Annotated in this window: 20 protein-coding genes; 19 read left to right on the plus strand and 1 reads right to left on the minus strand. The window is 31.2% G+C overall.

Annotated elements, in window-relative coordinates; genetic code table 11:
* The first annotated feature begins 207 nt into the window (after positions 1-207).
* The 12 genes from GKZ86_RS06550 (at position 208) to GKZ86_RS06605 (ending at position 10,566) form a co-directional block, all read left to right on the plus strand.
* Positions 208-2,553: a TonB-dependent receptor domain-containing protein gene (locus GKZ86_RS06550; RefSeq protein WP_154782297.1), complete on the plus strand. Its 2,346-nt coding sequence runs from the start codon at positions 208-210 to the stop codon at positions 2,551-2,553.
* Between the two features lie 161 nt (positions 2,554-2,714).
* The gene (locus tag GKZ86_RS06555) at positions 2,715-3,143 is read left to right on the plus strand and encodes a GNAT family N-acetyltransferase (protein ID WP_154782298.1); all 429 of its coding nucleotides are present in this window, start codon (positions 2,715-2,717) and stop codon (positions 3,141-3,143) included.
* Between the two features lie 84 nt (positions 3,144-3,227).
* Positions 3,228-3,641, plus strand: a complete 414-nt coding sequence (locus tag GKZ86_RS06560; protein ID WP_154782299.1) for a DUF1761 domain-containing protein — start codon at positions 3,228-3,230, stop codon at positions 3,639-3,641.
* Between the two features lie 11 nt (positions 3,642-3,652).
* Complete coding sequence (locus tag GKZ86_RS06565; protein WP_154782300.1) at positions 3,653-4,234, plus strand: YdeI family protein; 582 nt, start codon at positions 3,653-3,655, stop codon at positions 4,232-4,234.
* A 97-nt stretch (positions 4,235-4,331) separates the two neighbouring features.
* Complete coding sequence (locus tag GKZ86_RS06570; RefSeq protein WP_154782301.1) at positions 4,332-5,483, plus strand: Gfo/Idh/MocA family protein; 1,152 nt, start codon at positions 4,332-4,334, stop codon at positions 5,481-5,483.
* Positions 5,484-5,616: 133 nt separating this feature from the next.
* Positions 5,617-7,395 carry a S41 family peptidase gene (locus tag GKZ86_RS06575; protein ID WP_154782302.1) on the plus strand — a complete coding sequence of 593 codons (1,779 nt, stop codon included), beginning with the start codon at positions 5,617-5,619 and terminating at the stop codon, positions 7,393-7,395.
* A 102-nt stretch (positions 7,396-7,497) separates the two neighbouring features.
* A complete protein-coding gene (locus GKZ86_RS06580; RefSeq protein WP_154782303.1) occupies positions 7,498-7,821 on the plus strand; it encodes a helix-turn-helix transcriptional regulator in 324 nt (107 codons plus the stop codon).
* Between the two features lie 6 nt (positions 7,822-7,827).
* Positions 7,828-8,295: an SRPBCC domain-containing protein gene (locus GKZ86_RS06585; protein WP_154782304.1), complete on the plus strand. Its 468-nt coding sequence runs from the start codon at positions 7,828-7,830 to the stop codon at positions 8,293-8,295.
* A gap of 6 nt (positions 8,296-8,301) precedes the next feature.
* Positions 8,302-8,679, plus strand: coding sequence for a DoxX family protein (locus GKZ86_RS06590; RefSeq protein ID WP_154782305.1), 378 nt, complete (start codon positions 8,302-8,304; stop codon positions 8,677-8,679).
* A gap of 16 nt (positions 8,680-8,695) precedes the next feature.
* Positions 8,696-9,274: a YdeI family protein gene (locus tag GKZ86_RS06595; RefSeq protein WP_154782306.1), complete on the plus strand. Its 579-nt coding sequence runs from the start codon at positions 8,696-8,698 to the stop codon at positions 9,272-9,274.
* Positions 9,275-9,306: 32 nt separating this feature from the next.
* Entirely contained in the window at positions 9,307-9,972 is a 666-nt protein-coding gene (locus tag GKZ86_RS06600) for a DNA alkylation repair protein (RefSeq protein ID WP_154782307.1), read from the plus strand.
* A 27-nt stretch (positions 9,973-9,999) separates the two neighbouring features.
* Entirely contained in the window at positions 10,000-10,566 is a 567-nt protein-coding gene (locus GKZ86_RS06605) for a DUF4256 domain-containing protein (protein ID WP_154782308.1), read from the plus strand.
* A gap of 43 nt (positions 10,567-10,609) precedes the next feature.
* Here GKZ86_RS06605 and GKZ86_RS06610 read toward each other — a convergent pair whose 3' ends face one another.
* Positions 10,610-11,044, minus strand: a complete 435-nt coding sequence (locus tag GKZ86_RS06610) for a PepSY-like domain-containing protein (RefSeq protein WP_154782309.1) — start codon at positions 11,042-11,044, stop codon at positions 10,610-10,612.
* Positions 11,045-11,204: 160 nt separating this feature from the next.
* Here GKZ86_RS06610 and GKZ86_RS06615 point away from each other — a divergent pair, with 160 nt between their 5' ends.
* From GKZ86_RS06615 to GKZ86_RS06645, 7 genes are all read left to right on the plus strand, one after another.
* Positions 11,205-11,681 carry a GNAT family N-acetyltransferase gene (locus GKZ86_RS06615; protein WP_154782310.1) on the plus strand — a complete coding sequence of 159 codons (477 nt, stop codon included), beginning with the start codon at positions 11,205-11,207 and terminating at the stop codon, positions 11,679-11,681.
* A gap of 31 nt (positions 11,682-11,712) precedes the next feature.
* Complete coding sequence (locus GKZ86_RS06620) at positions 11,713-13,092, plus strand: hypothetical protein (RefSeq protein WP_154782311.1); 1,380 nt, start codon at positions 11,713-11,715, stop codon at positions 13,090-13,092.
* A gap of 41 nt (positions 13,093-13,133) precedes the next feature.
* Complete coding sequence (locus tag GKZ86_RS06625; protein WP_154782312.1) at positions 13,134-13,652, plus strand: hypothetical protein; 519 nt, start codon at positions 13,134-13,136, stop codon at positions 13,650-13,652.
* A 78-nt stretch (positions 13,653-13,730) separates the two neighbouring features.
* The gene (locus GKZ86_RS06630; RefSeq protein ID WP_154782313.1) at positions 13,731-14,297 is read left to right on the plus strand and encodes a Crp/Fnr family transcriptional regulator; all 567 of its coding nucleotides are present in this window, start codon (positions 13,731-13,733) and stop codon (positions 14,295-14,297) included.
* Between the two features lie 79 nt (positions 14,298-14,376).
* Positions 14,377-15,114, plus strand: coding sequence for an SDR family NAD(P)-dependent oxidoreductase (locus GKZ86_RS06635; protein ID WP_154782314.1), 738 nt, complete (start codon positions 14,377-14,379; stop codon positions 15,112-15,114).
* 182 nt (positions 15,115-15,296) lie between these two features.
* The gene (locus GKZ86_RS06640) at positions 15,297-15,656 is read left to right on the plus strand and encodes a VOC family protein (RefSeq protein WP_154782315.1); all 360 of its coding nucleotides are present in this window, start codon (positions 15,297-15,299) and stop codon (positions 15,654-15,656) included.
* 15 nt (positions 15,657-15,671) lie between these two features.
* Entirely contained in the window at positions 15,672-16,613 is a 942-nt protein-coding gene (locus GKZ86_RS06645) for a GyrI-like domain-containing protein (protein ID WP_154782316.1), read from the plus strand.
* Positions 16,614-16,871 lie beyond the last annotated feature (258 nt).

Genomic DNA, 16,871 nt, shown 5'->3' on the forward strand with positions numbered 1-16,871 from the left:
ACAGCCAAAGTTAGTATTTATTTGTAAATACAAAAAGGTTGTCGACAAACAGGGAAAAAACAACTATCAATAAATAAAAAATGAGCCTAAACAAGGTTTATAAGCAATATTTGATTGTTTATAGTAGAAAAATGTACTTATGACATGTGTGTAAATTTTGAATGGATTTAAACTGGAGTTTTGATGAAAATTTAAAACCAATCAAAAATGAAACAGTTTATAGTATTAATGATTTTGCTTTCAGGATTTGCAGCCACAGCACAATCAACAGAATTTACAATCAAAGGAAAAATAACAGATTCTAAAACCAAACAGCCATTACCATTTGCGTCGGTTTCAGTATCAAATTCTCAACTAAAAAAAGAAGTTTCATCAGATGCTGACGGAAATTATACGTTGAAAACCATCTCTGGAAATTATCAACTAACAGTTGAGTTTATGTCTTATAAAACCTTTATAATTAATAATCTAAAATTAGAAAGTAATTTAGTAAAAGACATTTCTCTTGAAGAAAATATAAATGAACTGAATGAAGTAAATGTAATTGCAGAAAAATCGGCAGTTGAATTAAAAATTGACAAAAAAGTGTTTAATGTTGGAAAAGATATTCTTTCGCGCGGCGGATCTGCGAATGATATCCTAAACAATGTTCCATCTGTAAATGTTGATGTTGCAGGCGTTATCAGTCTTAGGGGAAATAACAGCGTAACGGTTTTAATAAACGGAAAACCTTCGATGTTGACTGCAAATAACGGATTATCACAAATTTCTGCAGCCAATATTGAAAGAGTTGAAGTAATTACCAATCCTTCTGCAGCTTATGAAGCGCAAGGCGGCGCAGGAATCATTAATATTATTTTGAAAAAGAACAGTATGCAAGGTTTTAACGGTTCGCTTCAGGCGGGTATTGGAAATCCTGCCAATCATAATCTAAATGCTAATGTGAGTTATAAAACCGAGAAAATAAATCTTTTTTCGAATATTAGTTATCGTTATTTTGATATTTATGCTTCGGAAAAACAATTTCAAATTAATACCAATAATGGTGTAACTACATTCCTGAATCAATCCGATGAAACGAAAAGAAATAATAACACTTACAGTATTTATGTTGGTGGCGATTATTACATAAACGATAAAAATACGCTTACAGGAAGCTATTATTTCAATAGAAACCACAACAATTACAAGACAAACTTTAACTACAATTATGCAAATGCAGCAAAAGTAACGGACAGCATTATTTCAAGATCTGAAAACTACAAAGAACCACAAAACTACAATGCTTTAGAATTGAATTATGTAAAAACATTCGATAAAAAAGATAAAAAATGGACAACAAGTCTGCAATATGATTTTTGGAATGATGATGAAAATCAATACATTGATCAGCAAAAAATATATCCGCTTGAAGATGAAATTTCTAATTTGTATTCGAGAGATATAGAAAGCAGCAATGATATTTTTATAAAATCAGATTTTGTAAATCCAATTACGGCAAATTCTAAAATAGAAATGGGTATTAGAAGTGATTTAAGAGCCTTAAGAAGCGATTATTACACAATTCTTGACAAAGTAAGACAAGAACAGTTTACCAATAAATTAAAATATGATGAAAACCTGTACAGCGCTTATTTTCAGTTTGCCGGAAAAATTAAAAAATTCAATTATCAATTAGGTTTACGATCTGAGTTATCAGATATAAAAATTGCTGATGCTAAAAATACCTTCAATAATTCAAAAAATTATATCAACTTGTTTCCAACATTGCATTTTGTTTATAATTTAACGGAGAAAACAGATTTACAATTAAGCTACAGTAAACGTATCAACCGACCAAGATTCTGGCAATTGAACCCATTTTCAGGACTTTCGGATTTGAGAAATCTTACTGTTGGAAATCCGGATTTAGATCCAATGTTTACCAATTCTTTTGAGTTTACTGTTTTGGCAAAACCGGGAAAATTCAGCATCAATCCTTCGGTTTATTATCAGCATACGACCAATTATTTTCAATATATAATTCAGCGCACCAATGAAAATTATTTTGTAAGCACTCCGGTAAATCTTGATACAGAAGATCGTTACGGTGCAGAAGTTTCTGCAACTTATAACCCAACACAATGGCTGCGATTGTCTCTCGATTTTAATTATTATAAATTCAAACAAGAAGGAACTTATGAAAATGTGGTTTATAATTCTGAAAATCAGACATGGCTTTCGAATTTTCGTTCAGTGCTTAAATTTCCTAAAATTGTTTCGGCAGAATTTAGTTTTAGATATCGCGGAAAAAGTCAGGGAGTTCAAACACTTAGAGAAGCGCAATACAATTCGAATTTAGGCTTAAGCCGGGATTTTTTAGGAGATAAAATGTCTGTAACGCTAAATGTAAACAACCTGTTTAATTCTCAAATCACGAAAGAAAAAACAATCACAGATTCGTATTATTTAGAATCTGAATTTAAATCACAAGGGCGATATATAAACCTGAATGTTATTTATCGTTTTAATCGCAAAAAAAGCGACGCTGACCGAATGCCCGACGGAAACTAAAAAGAAGTTAATCTTTATTTTATCTGCTTGATCTGCTAAATCTGCGTGAGAAATTTGCTCGCAGATTTAACAGATCAAGCAGATTATTATTTTTTTAACCTATGTTTCGATGTTTTGAAATAATCCAATTTGTTATCTTTAAAATAAATATCAAAATTAAGATGCTTCAAATATTTGAAAAAAGAAAAGATCATATTCCGGATTTGCAAAGGATTTATCTGGAAGTTCGCCGGAAAACATTTCATTGGTTAGAAGATGTTAAAGAATATAATTTAACTGATTTTGAACGTGATACACAAGGCGAATTCATTCTGGTTGCTGTTTATAATGATGAAGTTGCCGGATTTATTTCATTATGGATGTCTGGTAATTTTATTCATCACTTATATATAGATGAAAAATATCAAGGCAAAAATATCGGAACAAAACTTTTAGATGAAGCGATCAAAGTCATGAATTCTCCGATTACATTAAAGTGTTTAGCAAAAAATACCAACGCAATACAATTCTATGAAAGTAAAGGTTTTACTGAAAAAGAAAAAGCTTTTTCGAATCACGGACAATACATTTTATATGAATTAACGAAATAAAATTAAGACCCGTTTTTACTGCTGACATACTGTTGTCATACGGCACATTTAGCTTTGCGGTATAAACTTTTAAAAATTAATTTTATGATTAATCAATTACCAAATTTAAACTGGATTAGTGTTTTGCTTGCCTTTGTGGCTTATTTTTTACTTGGCGCTTTGTGGTTTACACTATTCTTTAGCAAATCGTATAAAAAATCGCTGGGTCGTGAAAATGAAATTTTAGAAAACAAGCTCATATTTATCGTTGGTCCCGCTTTATGCTCGTTGGTAATTACAATTGCGAGTGCCGTTTTAGTTTACGCCTTAAATATTTCCTCTTTAAAAGATGGATTTGAGTTTTCCGCATTTATTGGTATCGGTTTTTTAGTGGCAAATACCGTAAACATTGCGATTAATCCAAATATTCCAAAACCAATTTTCTACGGAATCATAAGTGGAAGTTACCATTTAGTGGGAATTTTGATTGTAAACACGATCATAATTGCTATGAAATAAAACATAAAACAATGGAACAAAATGAAATAGAAACTTTTTGTCCGACAAGCCAAGCGGATTGGAGAGAATGGTTGCATGAAAATCATAACTCAAAACAATCTGTTTGGCTTGTTTGTTATAAAAAGAAGGCCAATATTCCCACCATCACCTGGAGCGATGCTGTTGATGAAGCGCTTTGTTTTGGCTGGATAGACAGCGTTCGAAAAACGATCGATAACGACAGGTTTATACAGTTTTTTGGCAAACGAAAACCAAAAAGCGTTTGGTCTAAAATTAACAAAGAAAAAGTACAACGATTAATCGATGACGGATTAATGATGCCTGCAGGTCTTGAATGCATTAAAAAAGCAAAAGAAAACGGTTCCTGGATAATTTTAGATGCTGCCGAAGAATTATTTGTACCGGAGGATCTTGCTAAAGGATTTGAAGCAAAACCGGGTTCTGAAGCGTATTTTTTGAGTTTGAGTAAATCTGCTAAAAAGAGCATTTTACAATGGCTTGTTCTTGCTAAACGTCCTGAAACCAGACAAAACCGAATTAATGAAATAGCAGAACTTGCTGCCCAACAACTAAAACCAAAACAGTTTAGATAATTTACATTTGTAAAATTATTACAATCAAAGTTCATGTAACATTTTTAAAAGATTGCTTACTAATAAATTAGGTGTTTAATTTAAAAAGTAAAATCTTATGCAAAAAATTTCAAGACGTTCGTTTGTAAATAAATTTGGTATTGGTGTTGGTGCTTCGGTTGTTATGACAACGCTTCCATCCTTTTTAGTTCCTTCAGAGAATCAGGAATCTTATAAAGGGAAAAAGATAAATATTGCGCTTTGCGGACTCGGAAATTATGCTGAGATGCTGGCTTACGGAATTGAAAAATCTGAATATTGTACACTTACGGGAATTGTAACCGGAACTCCATCAAAAGCTGAAAAATGGAAAGCGCAATATAATATCCCGAACGAAAACATCTATAACTATCAAAATTTTGATGAAATTATAAACAACAAGAACATAGATTTGGTTTATGTTGTTGTGCCAAACGGCCTGCATAAAGAGTTTGTTATTCGTGCAGCAAAAGCCGGTAAACATGTTATAACCGAAAAACCAATGGCCGTTTCTGTAAAAGATTGCGAAGAAATGATAAAAACCTGCAATGATGCAAATGTGCAATTGGCAATTGGTTATCGTTTGCATTATGAACCTTATCATTTAGAATTGAAACGATTAGGACAAAATAAAGTTTTCGGGCAAGTTCGTTTTATCGAAGCTTCATTGGGATATAAAACCTACGATACAACAAGTAAAGTTAAAGTTGATAAAAAAGACCGCAGCGAATGGCGATTGACCAAAGCATTATCCGGCGGCGGCCCATTGATGGATCTGGGAATTTATTGCATTCAAAGTGCGCGTTATGTTTTGGGAGAAGAACCAATTGCAGTAACGGCTCAATTTGGAACTGTAAATGACAAAGACAGATTTTCTGAAACAGAAGAAAGTATCAGCTGGCAAATGGAATTTCCAAGTGGTGCAGTTGCGAATTGCAATACTTCCTGTGGTTTTTATATAGACAGATTTTATGCCACGGCAGATGAAGGTTTCTTTCAATTAAGTCCTGCGTTGAGTTACGGACCGTTTGAAGGGAAAACTTCAGAAAAAGAATTAAAGTTTCCTGTAATAAATCAACAGAAAACACAATTGGATGAAATTTGTAAAGTATTAGTAGAAAATAAAAAACTACCCAATCATATCACAGGCGAAGAAGGATTAAAAGATATCAGGATAATTAATGCGATTTACAAAGCGGCAGAAACCGGAAAGAAAGTTCAGGTAAAATAAGATTATTTATTTTATTTCGTTTAATTAAGATATTTCAAATTAGTGAAACAAAAATTAAAATAATCAGTCTATACTATCATACAATAGATTTTTAAAAACACTTTTACGTTTATTTTAAATTAATTTTAATAGGATGAGAAAAAATATTTTAATAGGTTTTATGTTCGTTATCGTTTCAGTTTCAGCGCAACAAAAAACAATTCCTTTAAAATTAAATCATCAGCTGGATGGTTTAATTTTAAAGAGAAACGAAGAGCAAAACTTCAGTTTGAATTTCAAAAAAGATACTTATTACGCTATTGTAGCCACGCAGCAAGGCATCGATTTAATTGTTTCACTAAAAGATAAAACCGGAAAAGTAATTCAGGAAGTCGATTCTCCAAATGGAATGTTTGGCCCTGAAAAAATTGTATTTTCTCCTGAAAATTCAGATGCGTTTTCGATCACTGTAAAACCACTTAATGAAGATTCAAATTCACAAGAAGGGAAATATTCAATAGTATTTGAGGAAATTCCAAAAAACTTAAAGAAATTAAACACTGCCGAACTTCTACAGGATTTTGATATTCTTAAAAATGCTTATTACGAAACCAGAATCGGACTTTGGTACAATTCAAGAACACAATTTGACAGTATTTGTAATGTTCAAAAAAGCAAAATAAAAAACAATATGAATGCTTTGGAATTTTATAGAATTCTTGCGCCAATTGTTGCTTTTACGAAAGAAGGTCATTGCAATATTAAACCTTCAGACGAAACAAACGTTTACTTAAAACAAAATGGTACTTACCTGCCCTTTTGTGTAAAAATACTCGACAAAAAAGTATATCTCATTAATGATTTAGAAAACCATAAAACCAAAGGTTTGCAAATTGCTAAAATAAACGGAGAAAATATTGATACCATTTTAAATTACTTTTTGAGTATCGAACCCGCTGACGGTTTTAACGTTACAAGTAAATATCGATGGATAGAAAAAGCTTTTTCAAGATATTATGCACGTTATTATGCACTAAAAAAAGAAGTTTCATTAGAATTAATTGATCCAAAAAGCAATCAAAAAGTCGTATATGAAACTCCAACCTATAATTATAAAGACTTTAATAAGTTGTATAGCAAGATTGTAGAGACAATTCCGAATTATAGTTATAAAGAAGCTGCTACTTTTGCAATTGATGCCGCTACGAGTACAGCGACATTAACAGTCAATACCTTTAATCTTGGAAATTTTAAAGATAAAAGAAAAGGATTTCAGGATTTTTTGGCTAAAAATTTCAATAGTATTGCTGAACAAAAAATCAAACATTTAATTCTTGATGTTCGTAAAAATGAAGGCGGCGAACAAGGAATGGAAGATCATCTTCTGTCTTATTTGATAAATCAGGAATACAAAAAATACAACTATGTAGAGATTCCCGGATTTACTTATTCGTTTATAGAATATACTGATTATAAGGATCAAAAAGATGTTTTAGTTAAAGAATTGAATGAAGATTTTTATCAGTCTAATGATGGAAGATTTATAAATCGTGATGGACATTATATTGGAGAAAAACCCAATGCAAATAATTTTAAAGGCGATGTTTATATTTTAATTAGCGGACTAACATTTTCTGGCGGTTCTGAATTTGCTGCATTGGCAAAAAACAATACAAATGCCAAATTTATTGGTGAAGAAACCGGCGGCGGATATTATGGAAATTCCAGCGGAAGCTTCTTGAAATTCACACTTCCAAACTCAAAAATTACTGGCAGAATTCCGTTATGTAAGTTTGTTGTTGAAGATAAAAACTACGGAATTCCTTTCGGGCACGGCGTATTGCCGGATTATACTATTGAGCCAACAATCGATCAATACTTAAATGGCGAAGATCCTGAAATGGATTTTGCAAAGAAATTGATTCAGAAGTAACGATCATAAAATCAATCAATTTTAAAATTTATCAAAAAATAATCCTATAAAATTTTGCGCAGTTAAATAACTGCATTATATTTGCAGTCAAATAACTGCACAATGGAAATTCGTAGAGATGTTTTTCAGGCTATAGCCGACCCTACCCGCAGGGCAATTTTAAGTTTGGTAGCGGTACAGGCCATGACTCCGGGCACTATTGCCGAAAATTTTGATTCGTCGAGACAAACAATTTCAAAACACATTCAAATACTGAATGAATGCGATTTACTGCATCAAACACAAAACGGAAGAGAAATTTACTATCAGCTAAATCCTCAAAGAATAAAAGAAATAGCCGATTTTATTGAGCCTTTCCGCAAAATGTGGGATGATCGATTTAATACTTTAGAATCGATAATGAAAAACTACCAACCTAAAAAATAACCAATTATGGAATTAAAAACACAAATAAAAGCCGAAGATAACAAGCAGGAAATTATAATAACAAGAGTATTTGATTTGCCGCTGGAATTGCTTTTTAAAGCTTACACAGAAGCTGAAATTGTAGAACAATGGATGGGAACGAAAGTACTGAAACTGGAAAACAAAAAACACGGCGGTTATCAATTTGAAACTTCTGATGCAAACGGAAATGTTGTTTTTAAAGCCAATGGAACTATTCATGATTTTAATTTGAATGAAAATATAACAAGAACATTTGAAATGGAAAATTCTCCTTTTGCTGTTCAGCTCGAGTTTTTAGAATTTGAAAAAATTACAGACAATACGAGCAAACTTGTTATACAAATCGTTTATAAAAGTGTTGATTTAAGAGATCAAATGTTAAAATTACCTTTTGCACAAGGTTTAAATATGGCGCACAACAGATTACAAGATGTTTTAAACAAACTAAAATAATAAATCATGACAAAAAGAAATAAAATTATTTACTGGATTGCCACATTATGGCTGGCTTTAGGAATGTTATCGACTGGAATTGTACAAATAATAAAAATGAAGGAAGAAGTTGATATGATGGCACATTTGGGCTATCCTGTTTATTTTTTAACGCTAATTGGAGTTTGGAAAATCCTGGGTGTTATCGCAATTCTGATTCCAAAAACGCCGTTATTAAAAGAATGGACTTATGCAGGTTTCTTTTTTGCAATGTCGGGCGCAGTATTTTCTCATTTGGCTTGTGGCGATGGCGCTAAAGAATTTTTTGGACCAACATTATTACTTGTTTTAATTGTAATTTCCTGGTATTTTAGACCTGCTGAAAGAAAAATTGTTTTGGTTTAATTTTAAAAATTGCGCAATGAACCCTAAAGTTGATTTTTATTTTGACAAAGAAAAAAAATGGCAGAAAGAACAGGAACAATTACGAAAAATTGCTCTCGATTGCGGTCTTACGGAAGAATTAAAATGGGGAACTCCCTGTTATGTCTTTCAAAAAAGCAATGTTGTTTTAATTCATTCGTTTAAAGAATATTGTGCCTTTTTATTTTTTAAAGGTGCTTTGTTAAATGACACTAACAATATTCTTATTCAGCAAAGTAAAAATGTACAGGCAGCGCGCCAAATTAGATTTACTAATCTTCAGGAAATAATCGATTTAGAATCTATTTTGAAAACATATATTTATGAAGCTGTAGAAATTGAGAAAGCAGGATTAAAAGTTGTACTCAAGAAAACAACAGAGTTTCCGGTTTCAGAAGAATTTCAGCAAAAATTAGATAAAATTCCAGATTTAAAAAATGCATTTGAGGCCTTAACTCCGGGAAGACAAAGAGCTTATCTTTTGCATTTTTCTCAGCCAAAGCAATCTAAAACAAGAGAGTCAAGAGTTGAAAAATACATTCCGATGATATTAGATGGAAAAGGGTTAAATGATTAATATATTTGATGTTAGATTAAATCATCTCAGGCATGAATTCAAAAGAAATACTTAGCCAGCTTGAAAAACTTGGCGATGAAAAAATGAGAATACACAATGCTAAATACGGCGCTGGTGATAACCAGTTCGGTGTAAAAATGGGTGATATTCGTGCCTTGGCAAAGAAAATAAAAACCAATCATGAATTAGCTTTAGAACTTTGGAAAACCGAAAATGTTGATGCCCGATTTTTGGCCGTTTTACTACTTGATCCAAAAAAAATAACTAAAGAAGAACTGACTAAATTGGTAGAATCTGAAAAATTCCCGCACGTTGCAGACTGGCTTTATTCAAATGTTATAAAAGTAAATCCGGATAAAGAGTTATTACGAAACGAATGGATGAAATCATCCAATACGATGGTGGTTCGTGCCGCGTGGAGCCTTACAAGCGGATGCGTTGCAAGAAACCCGGAAGTACTTGATATCCCCGTTTTACTTGATACAATTGAAACCGAAATGCCAAAAGCTGCACCGGAAATTCAATGGACAATGAATTCGGCATTAGCCAATATCGGAATTCATTTTCCTGAATATCGCGAACGTGCTATTGCTATTGGAGAAAAATTGGGAATTTACAGAGATTATCCAACTTCAAAAGGATGTACTTCGCCCTTTGCTCCTATTTGGATCAACGAAATAGTTCGCAGACAGGGTTAATAAAAAGTCACAATAAAATCAAAAGAGATGAAAAGCATTAAAAAAGAAATATCAAAAGAACAATCTCAAGAATTATTTAAGGTTTTAAAATCGCGTTTCGAGAAAAATATGAACCGTCATAAAGGCTTAGATTGGAATACAATACAAGCAAAACTCGAGGCTAATCCTGAAAAATTATGGTCGCTTGATGAAATGGAAAGAACCGAAGGCGAACCTGACGTTGTTGGTTTTGATGAAAAAACCAAAGAATATATTTTTTATGATTGTGCCGCAGAAAGCCCAAAAGGGCGAAGAAGTTTTTGTTATGATCACGAAGCGCTTGAAAAAAGAAAAGAAAATAAACCAAACGACAGCGCGATAAATAGGGCAAATGAAATGGGAATTTCAATTTTGAATGAAGAAGAATATCGCGAATTGCAAAAACTTGGAAATTTCGACACAAAAACATCAAGCTGGATTATAACGCCTTCTGAAATCAGGAAACTTGGCGGCGCCATTTTTGCAGATTTTCGTTATAATACTGTTTTTGTGTATCATAACGGCGCAGAATCGTATTATGCTGCGAGAGGATTTCGCGGTTCGTTAAGAGTTTAAAAACAAAAAAGGCTTCATGATTTATGAAGCCTTTTTTGTTTATTTAATCTTTATCACCTTTTATAAATTTTCCTTCTTTGGTAAATTCCAGGTCAATTTTGTTCGTTAAATCTACGTCCAGATCTTTGTGACCGTAATCGATATGCGTTATTTTTTCATTTGGATAATGCTTCGCTACATAATCTTTAATTACTTGCGGAATAAAATCTGTCGGTATTGGTTTGTTTTCTCCATCAACTTCTCTGTATGATCCGTCTTTCCAGAATTCTACTTCTGTTCCATCTTTTAATATGACTTCATAGCCTTTTTCGCCATGTTCAGCGTCTTTTTTAACAACATCAACAGTTGTATGACTAAAATACTTGGTTATAAAATCCTGAGATGTTTTTGGCAACTCTGTAAATTGAATTTTTTTCTGTGCGTTTGCCGTTATTACAAAACTTAGTAATAATGTGGCAAGTATTATTTTCTTTTTCATGGTTTGTATATTTAGTTATTATTATAACTAATTTAATACAAAAAAGCTTGAATGCCAATCTGTTTAAGAAACCTTTAGTTTTTTTAAATTCTGCTTTATTGGGATAATTAGATTTAAAAACACTATTTTCGATCGTAATAAAAATGAATAATTTCATAGAATGATCCCACAAAAAGCAAAACCTAACGATCACGAAATTTTGACAATAATAACTAAAAAGTCAAAAGCTTATTGGGGTTATTCTGCAGAACAAATTGAAGTTTGGTCAGATTCATTAACGGTTACAAAAAATGATATTGAAACTAAATCAGTTTATAAATTAAACATTGACAATCAAATTGTTGCTTATTATTCTTTTTTTGATGAAGATGAAGAAACTGTAAAACTTGACAATCTTTTTGTTTTGCCGGAATATATCGGAAAAGGAATTGGAGTTTTTTTAATGAATGATTTTCTTCATCGATTAAAAGAAACAAACTTCAAAAAAATAAGACTTCATTCAGAACCAAATGCCGAAATGTTTTATGCTAAATTTGGTTTTATAAAAGTGGGACAACTAGAATCTTCTATCAAAAATAGATATTTGCCTATTTTAGAATTAGAAATTAATAGCAATAAAGAAATCAGGGAATTTTAGGATTCTGACATCAACAAAAACAAATATCTTAATGGATACAGCACTTTGGGAAGAAGTTTTAAATTTTGATTTAGACAATCCGAATGATCAATACGGATTTTCGACAAGATTGGCGTTTGAAAATAGTTGGACATCATTTTTTACTAAAATGGTCATTCTCGAATACAAAAAATTCATGTATTTGGCAGCGACTTCAAATGAAATGGTTTCGCCTTCAGAATCTGTAGATATTGTTTGGCATCAACATTTAATATTTACCAATTCATATTCGGATCTCTGTACGTTATTAGGCAAAAGAATAGAACATATTCCGTCTACGCATAACAGGGCTGACTTTGAGAAATTTCATAAAGCTAAAGAAAGAACCAAAGAACTTTATGAACTAAATTTCGGAAATCAACCGGATGAAATTTGGAATTATAGTAATGAATTAGATTCTTTACACCTGATTAAAAGCACAAATAAAATTTCAACTTTAAAGAAGATCTTTTTAGTTTTCCTTTTCCTTTTAATTTTTCCTATTTATTTCACAATCAAACCTATATTGGTAGAAATTGGTAATCCGGACTTTTTACTTGAATATTTCATATTATTTGGCGCTGCAATTGGTTTATTAGAATTGTACGTCCGATTTAGTTTTAATTCATTTTATAATAAAATAAAGTCAAATTTAATTTTATCAAACCTAAGTCCGTTTGAGTTGGTTTTTATGGAACAAAATAAAATGGAGTTTGTAGTTCATGGCGTTGTCAATAATCTTATCAGCAATAAAAAAATTAAAGTTGTTAGTGATAATAAATTAGAAATAATCGATGGCAATTACACTGAAAATCAATACGAAAATTGTGTTCTTGAAATGATGAAATCCTATCATGCTCCAATGCTTTATTTTCAATTATACAACACCTTAAAAAGAATACCGGCATATAATCAAATACAAAAATCTATAAATCGAATTAAGGAAACCATAACCAATTCAAAACATTTTACATTTGTTATAATAATTGTAATGAGCGTTTTAGGATTATTGTTGAGTATAGGTTTCAGCAGGCTTATTTCAGGAATTTCCAGAGATAAACCAGTGACTTTTTTAGTATTTAGCATGCTATTTTTAGTTGTCGTCTCTGATTATTACCTGAATCGAACCATAAAACACTTATTTGAAAAAACAATTCCTCAATCTTTTAAAGAAGAAAACACAGCAAGTGAAAATGATTGGGAATTGAATTATTTTTTATTAGGAAATATGGTTTTGGTTAATTCTTTTATGCCGTTATTAACGATCAATAATACAAGTAATTTTGGAAGTTCCAATAGTAGTTCAGGCAGTTGCAGCTCTGGCGGAAGTTCATGCGGGAGTTCCTGCGGAAGCTCTTGTGGTAGTTCGTGCGGCGGTTGTGGCGGAGATTAGAACGTAAAATTATCATTTTTGAAAACGTATAAAACATTTACATGAAAAAATTATTTGCAATTATTTTATTTTCAGCACTTCCCTATTTTTCATTTGCTCAAAAATTAAAGGAATTTTATAACGTTCGAAATGCAGAATTTGGTTATTCGTATGTATTGCCCGTTACTATGAGTAAAGAAATAATAGGTACAACAAAAGATTATCAAATATCAATTAATAATTCTGAAGACCTCACATATCGCATAGAGCTATTTAGTGAAAATTATTTTTACAGAAAAGACAAAGCTGCTGAACTTGAAAAATATTATGAAAGAATCATTTCAGGAAAACATCCTGAATTATTGGATTCAAAAATAGTTAGGAAAGAATTCAATTTAGATAAAAATTATTTTATTCTTGTTGGAAATAAAGGTGCAAATTTTTTTATTTGGAAAACCTATGTGTCTGAAGTTCCTGTTAGCGGCGAACTTGTATGTAACACGATGATTTTTCGTTCTTCAAAATCTAAAAACAAAGCTATTGGAAATAAATTAATTAGTGAGTTTGGAGGAATAAAATAAGTATTTTTCCAGATTATTTTTAATTCACTTTTTGCCAAATGACAAATTCTAAAAAAATAACTTTACTTATCTTGCGGTATGAAAGAATTTATAGAATATATACTGCAATTTGGCCATTTAAACCAACAGCAAATAGATTTAATTTCTAAGAAAGCAACTGTAATAGAAATTAAAAAAGACGATTATTTTTCTGAAGCAGGAAAAATAGCGCAACAAGTTGGTTTTGTTTTAGATGGCATTGTCCGTGTTTGTTATTATAACAACAAAGGCGAAGAAATAACCAAATATTTTATTGACGAAAATAATCTTGTAGTCGATTTAGAGAGTTTTGATAACGAAATTCCCTCCACAGCTTATGTACAAGCTATTACAGACTGCAAAATTCTAGTTTTTTCTAAAAAAAGCTGGAAAGAACTTTTTAGCATTATTGTAGGTTGGGAAGCGATTGTATACAAATTGGTTTCGCACGCATTGCGCCAAAAAGTAGAAAGACGAAGCCCGTTGATTACAGAAGATGCTAAAGAACGTTATTTGAAGTTTTTAGAAATATATCCTAATATCGTAAATCGTGTTCCGCTTTCTTTTGTGGCTTCGTATTTAGGAATTACACAATCTTCGTTAAGCCGAATCAGAAAAAATATCTAGTATTTTGCTTTTTGCCAAATGGCAAATGTTTTTATTTTTAAACGAATGACCTTTGCTTCAATAATTTAAAACAATAAAAATGAAATCAGTATTAATTACAGGAGCAAATAGAAGCATTGGATTAGAAACTGCGAAACAGCTTTCGAAAAAAGGATTATTTGTTTATTTAGGAACGCGTGATCTTGAAAAAGGAAATGCAGTTGTAAAAGAACTAAACGAAAACGGATTTGAAAACATCAAAGCCATTCAGATTGATGTTACGAATGTAGAATCAATTTTAGCAGCAAAAAGCGTTGTAGAAAGTGAACAGGGAAAATTGGATATTTTGATTAACAACGCCGGAATAAGCGGAGAATATCCTCAAAAATCCTCAGAAGCAGCAATTACGGCTATTCAAAATGTATTCGACACGAATTTTTTTGGTGTAATTAGCGTTACGCAGGCTTTTTTAGAATTGCTTAAAAAATCAGACAGCCCAAGAATTAGTAATATAACTTCTGGATTAGGATCTTTAACGCTTCACAGTGATCCTAGCTGGAAATATTATGATTTTAAAGCTACGAGTTATGTTACTTCAAAAGCGGCTTTAAATGCCTTTACGATCACTTTAGCGCATGAGCTAAAAGATTTACCATTCAAAGTAAATGCCATCGATCCGGGTTACACCGCAACAGATTTTAATCACCACAGCGGACCAGGAAGTGTTGAAAGTGCAGCTAGTTTTATCATTAAGCATACGTATACGGATGAAAATGCTCCAACAGGAAAATTCTACAGCAATGATATTGAAGATGAAACTGAAGTTAGTCCTTGGTAGGTGTTTCGTATATAATTTAATGCAATTTAAAGGCTAAATCAAAAGTTGATTTATATCTTTGAATTCAATACTTTTTTAGAAGTTTGGTTTGCCTATGTAAACCAAACTTTTAAATTTATAAGCAATTTGAAAATATTTGGTTTGTTTAATTATAAAAAAATATTGTAAAAAAGGAATGCATTATGGATATACGTTTATTGGTATTGCGAACAGGCAACACAAAACAACTTGCCGACTTTTATAGCTTGTTAGGATTAAGTTTTGATTATCATAAACATGGAGATACTCCATTTCATTACTCAACTACGATCGGGCAAACCGTATTAGAAATATATCCATTGACAAAAAGCCAGAAGGAACCCGATAAAAATTTACGTTTAGGCTTTGGAATTGATAATTTTGAAGAAACTATTGAGAAATTAAAAAATTTAAAAATTATATTTTCAGTCGAACCAATACAAACTGAATTTGGACTTATGGCTATTATTTCGGATCCTGACGAAAGAAAAATTGAACTTTATAAGAATAATTCCAAAGAATAATATAGAATTGCCAACATGACAAAGGAAGAGTCTATTAAAGAATATTACTTTAGAATTAATAAAAGTATAGATTACATTAAAGAAAACCTTCATGAGGAACTTTCTCTTGAAAAACTGGCATCTTTGTCTAATTTTTCGAAATTTCATTTCCACCGAATTTTTAAGCTTGTTACGGGAATTACAGTAAATGAATTTATTAAAAAAGCAAAAATAGAAAGAGCACTCTTTTTCTTAATGAATAATCCTTCTAAAACTATAAATGAAATTTCTATCGATTGTGGCTTTTTAAGCATGTCATCTTTTTCGAGAAGTTTCCGCGAATTACAAAAAACAACTCCAAGCGCGTGGAGAGAATCCCATAAAAAAAGCAATATTGGTACAATGAATAGCAATATTGGAAAAATGCAATCAGAAATCGAAAATTACCTTGCACTCAAATTAAACAACTTAAAAAACAGTAAAATGAGTGAAGCAATTAAACTTGATTTTAAAATTGAAAAAATCGAAGAATTTAATGTGATTTATGTTCGAAATCTGAATATTCACAACCATGAAAGCGAAACATTTGGTAAAATGTTCGATCAGCTTTTTAGCTGGGCTGCTCCCAGAAATCTGATCAATTTTCCTGAAACAAAAGCATTAACAGTTTACAGAAGCAATGCCAATTTGGAAGGAATGCTTCAGGCAGATGTTTGTTTGTCTGTTTCGGATAAAATGGTTGGTGAAGGATTAATTGGAAATACGATCATAAGTGGTGGTTTATATGCTATTTTTCATAAAGAAGCGCCTATAACAGAATGTTTTAAAACATGGAATTATATTTATGATGTTTGGTTTGAAGAAAATGGATATCAGCCAGACAACAGAAATTTCTTTTTAAGCCATTTAAATGACCCGAAAACACATCCGGAAAACTTTCATATTATTGATATTTATATTCCAATAAAACTTCTTTAACGATTCGTTCGCAAATCTCTAAATTTCCATTTAATGAAATTATCATTTTTGATCTTATTTTCCTTTACAGGAAAAGGTATCATTTTTAATCTTAAAGTGCGATATTCATAGAATATCAATTTTATAAAAAATCCTGAAGTGCCAAAATACGTCAGGATTTTTTTTGTTTATAATTCTAAAGCATTATCAATAAGTAAGTTTCATGATAAATAAAATTTCATTTGTAGATTTTATTTATATATTTGATATATCAAATAC

The organism is Flavobacterium sp. LC2016-13, from assembly GCF_009707955.1.
Classification (GTDB): domain Bacteria; phylum Bacteroidota; class Bacteroidia; order Flavobacteriales; family Flavobacteriaceae; genus Flavobacterium.

What these genes read in the sequence shown, in the direction of transcription:
- GKZ86_RS06590 (WP_154782305.1), top strand. Translation starts at nt 8,302, where the DNA reads ATGACAAAAAGAAATAAAATTATTTACTGGATTGCCACATTATGGCTG.
- GKZ86_RS06570 (WP_154782301.1), top strand. Translation starts at nt 4,332, where the DNA reads ATGCAAAAAATTTCAAGACGTTCGTTTGTAAATAAATTTGGTATTGGT.
- GKZ86_RS06585 (WP_154782304.1), top strand. Translation starts at nt 7,828, where the DNA reads ATGGAATTAAAAACACAAATAAAAGCCGAAGATAACAAGCAGGAAATT.
- GKZ86_RS06580 (WP_154782303.1), top strand. Translation starts at nt 7,498, where the DNA reads ATGGAAATTCGTAGAGATGTTTTTCAGGCTATAGCCGACCCTACCCGC.
- GKZ86_RS06575 (WP_154782302.1), top strand. Translation starts at nt 5,617, where the DNA reads ATGAGAAAAAATATTTTAATAGGTTTTATGTTCGTTATCGTTTCAGTT.
- GKZ86_RS06600 (WP_154782307.1), top strand. Translation starts at nt 9,307, where the DNA reads ATGAATTCAAAAGAAATACTTAGCCAGCTTGAAAAACTTGGCGATGAA.
- GKZ86_RS06550 (WP_154782297.1), top strand. Translation starts at nt 208, where the DNA reads ATGAAACAGTTTATAGTATTAATGATTTTGCTTTCAGGATTTGCAGCC.
- GKZ86_RS06620 (WP_154782311.1), top strand. Translation starts at nt 11,713, where the DNA reads ATGGATACAGCACTTTGGGAAGAAGTTTTAAATTTTGATTTAGACAAT.
- GKZ86_RS06615 (WP_154782310.1), top strand. Translation starts at nt 11,205, where the DNA reads ATGATCCCACAAAAAGCAAAACCTAACGATCACGAAATTTTGACAATA.
- GKZ86_RS06605 (WP_154782308.1), top strand. Translation starts at nt 10,000, where the DNA reads ATGAAAAGCATTAAAAAAGAAATATCAAAAGAACAATCTCAAGAATTA.
- GKZ86_RS06555 (WP_154782298.1), top strand. Translation starts at nt 2,715, where the DNA reads ATGCTTCAAATATTTGAAAAAAGAAAAGATCATATTCCGGATTTGCAA.
- GKZ86_RS06565 (WP_154782300.1), top strand. Translation starts at nt 3,653, where the DNA reads ATGGAACAAAATGAAATAGAAACTTTTTGTCCGACAAGCCAAGCGGAT.
- GKZ86_RS06630 (WP_154782313.1), top strand. Translation starts at nt 13,731, where the DNA reads ATGAAAGAATTTATAGAATATATACTGCAATTTGGCCATTTAAACCAA.
- GKZ86_RS06635 (WP_154782314.1), top strand. Translation starts at nt 14,377, where the DNA reads ATGAAATCAGTATTAATTACAGGAGCAAATAGAAGCATTGGATTAGAA.
- GKZ86_RS06645 (WP_154782316.1), top strand. Translation starts at nt 15,672, where the DNA reads ATGACAAAGGAAGAGTCTATTAAAGAATATTACTTTAGAATTAATAAA.
- GKZ86_RS06610 (WP_154782309.1), bottom strand. Translation starts at nt 11,044, where the DNA reads ATGAAAAAGAAAATAATACTTGCCACATTATTACTAAGTTTTGTAATA.
- GKZ86_RS06640 (WP_154782315.1), top strand. Translation starts at nt 15,297, where the DNA reads ATGGATATACGTTTATTGGTATTGCGAACAGGCAACACAAAACAACTT.
- GKZ86_RS06595 (WP_154782306.1), top strand. Translation starts at nt 8,696, where the DNA reads ATGAACCCTAAAGTTGATTTTTATTTTGACAAAGAAAAAAAATGGCAG.
- GKZ86_RS06560 (WP_154782299.1), top strand. Translation starts at nt 3,228, where the DNA reads ATGATTAATCAATTACCAAATTTAAACTGGATTAGTGTTTTGCTTGCC.
- GKZ86_RS06625 (WP_154782312.1), top strand. Translation starts at nt 13,134, where the DNA reads ATGAAAAAATTATTTGCAATTATTTTATTTTCAGCACTTCCCTATTTT.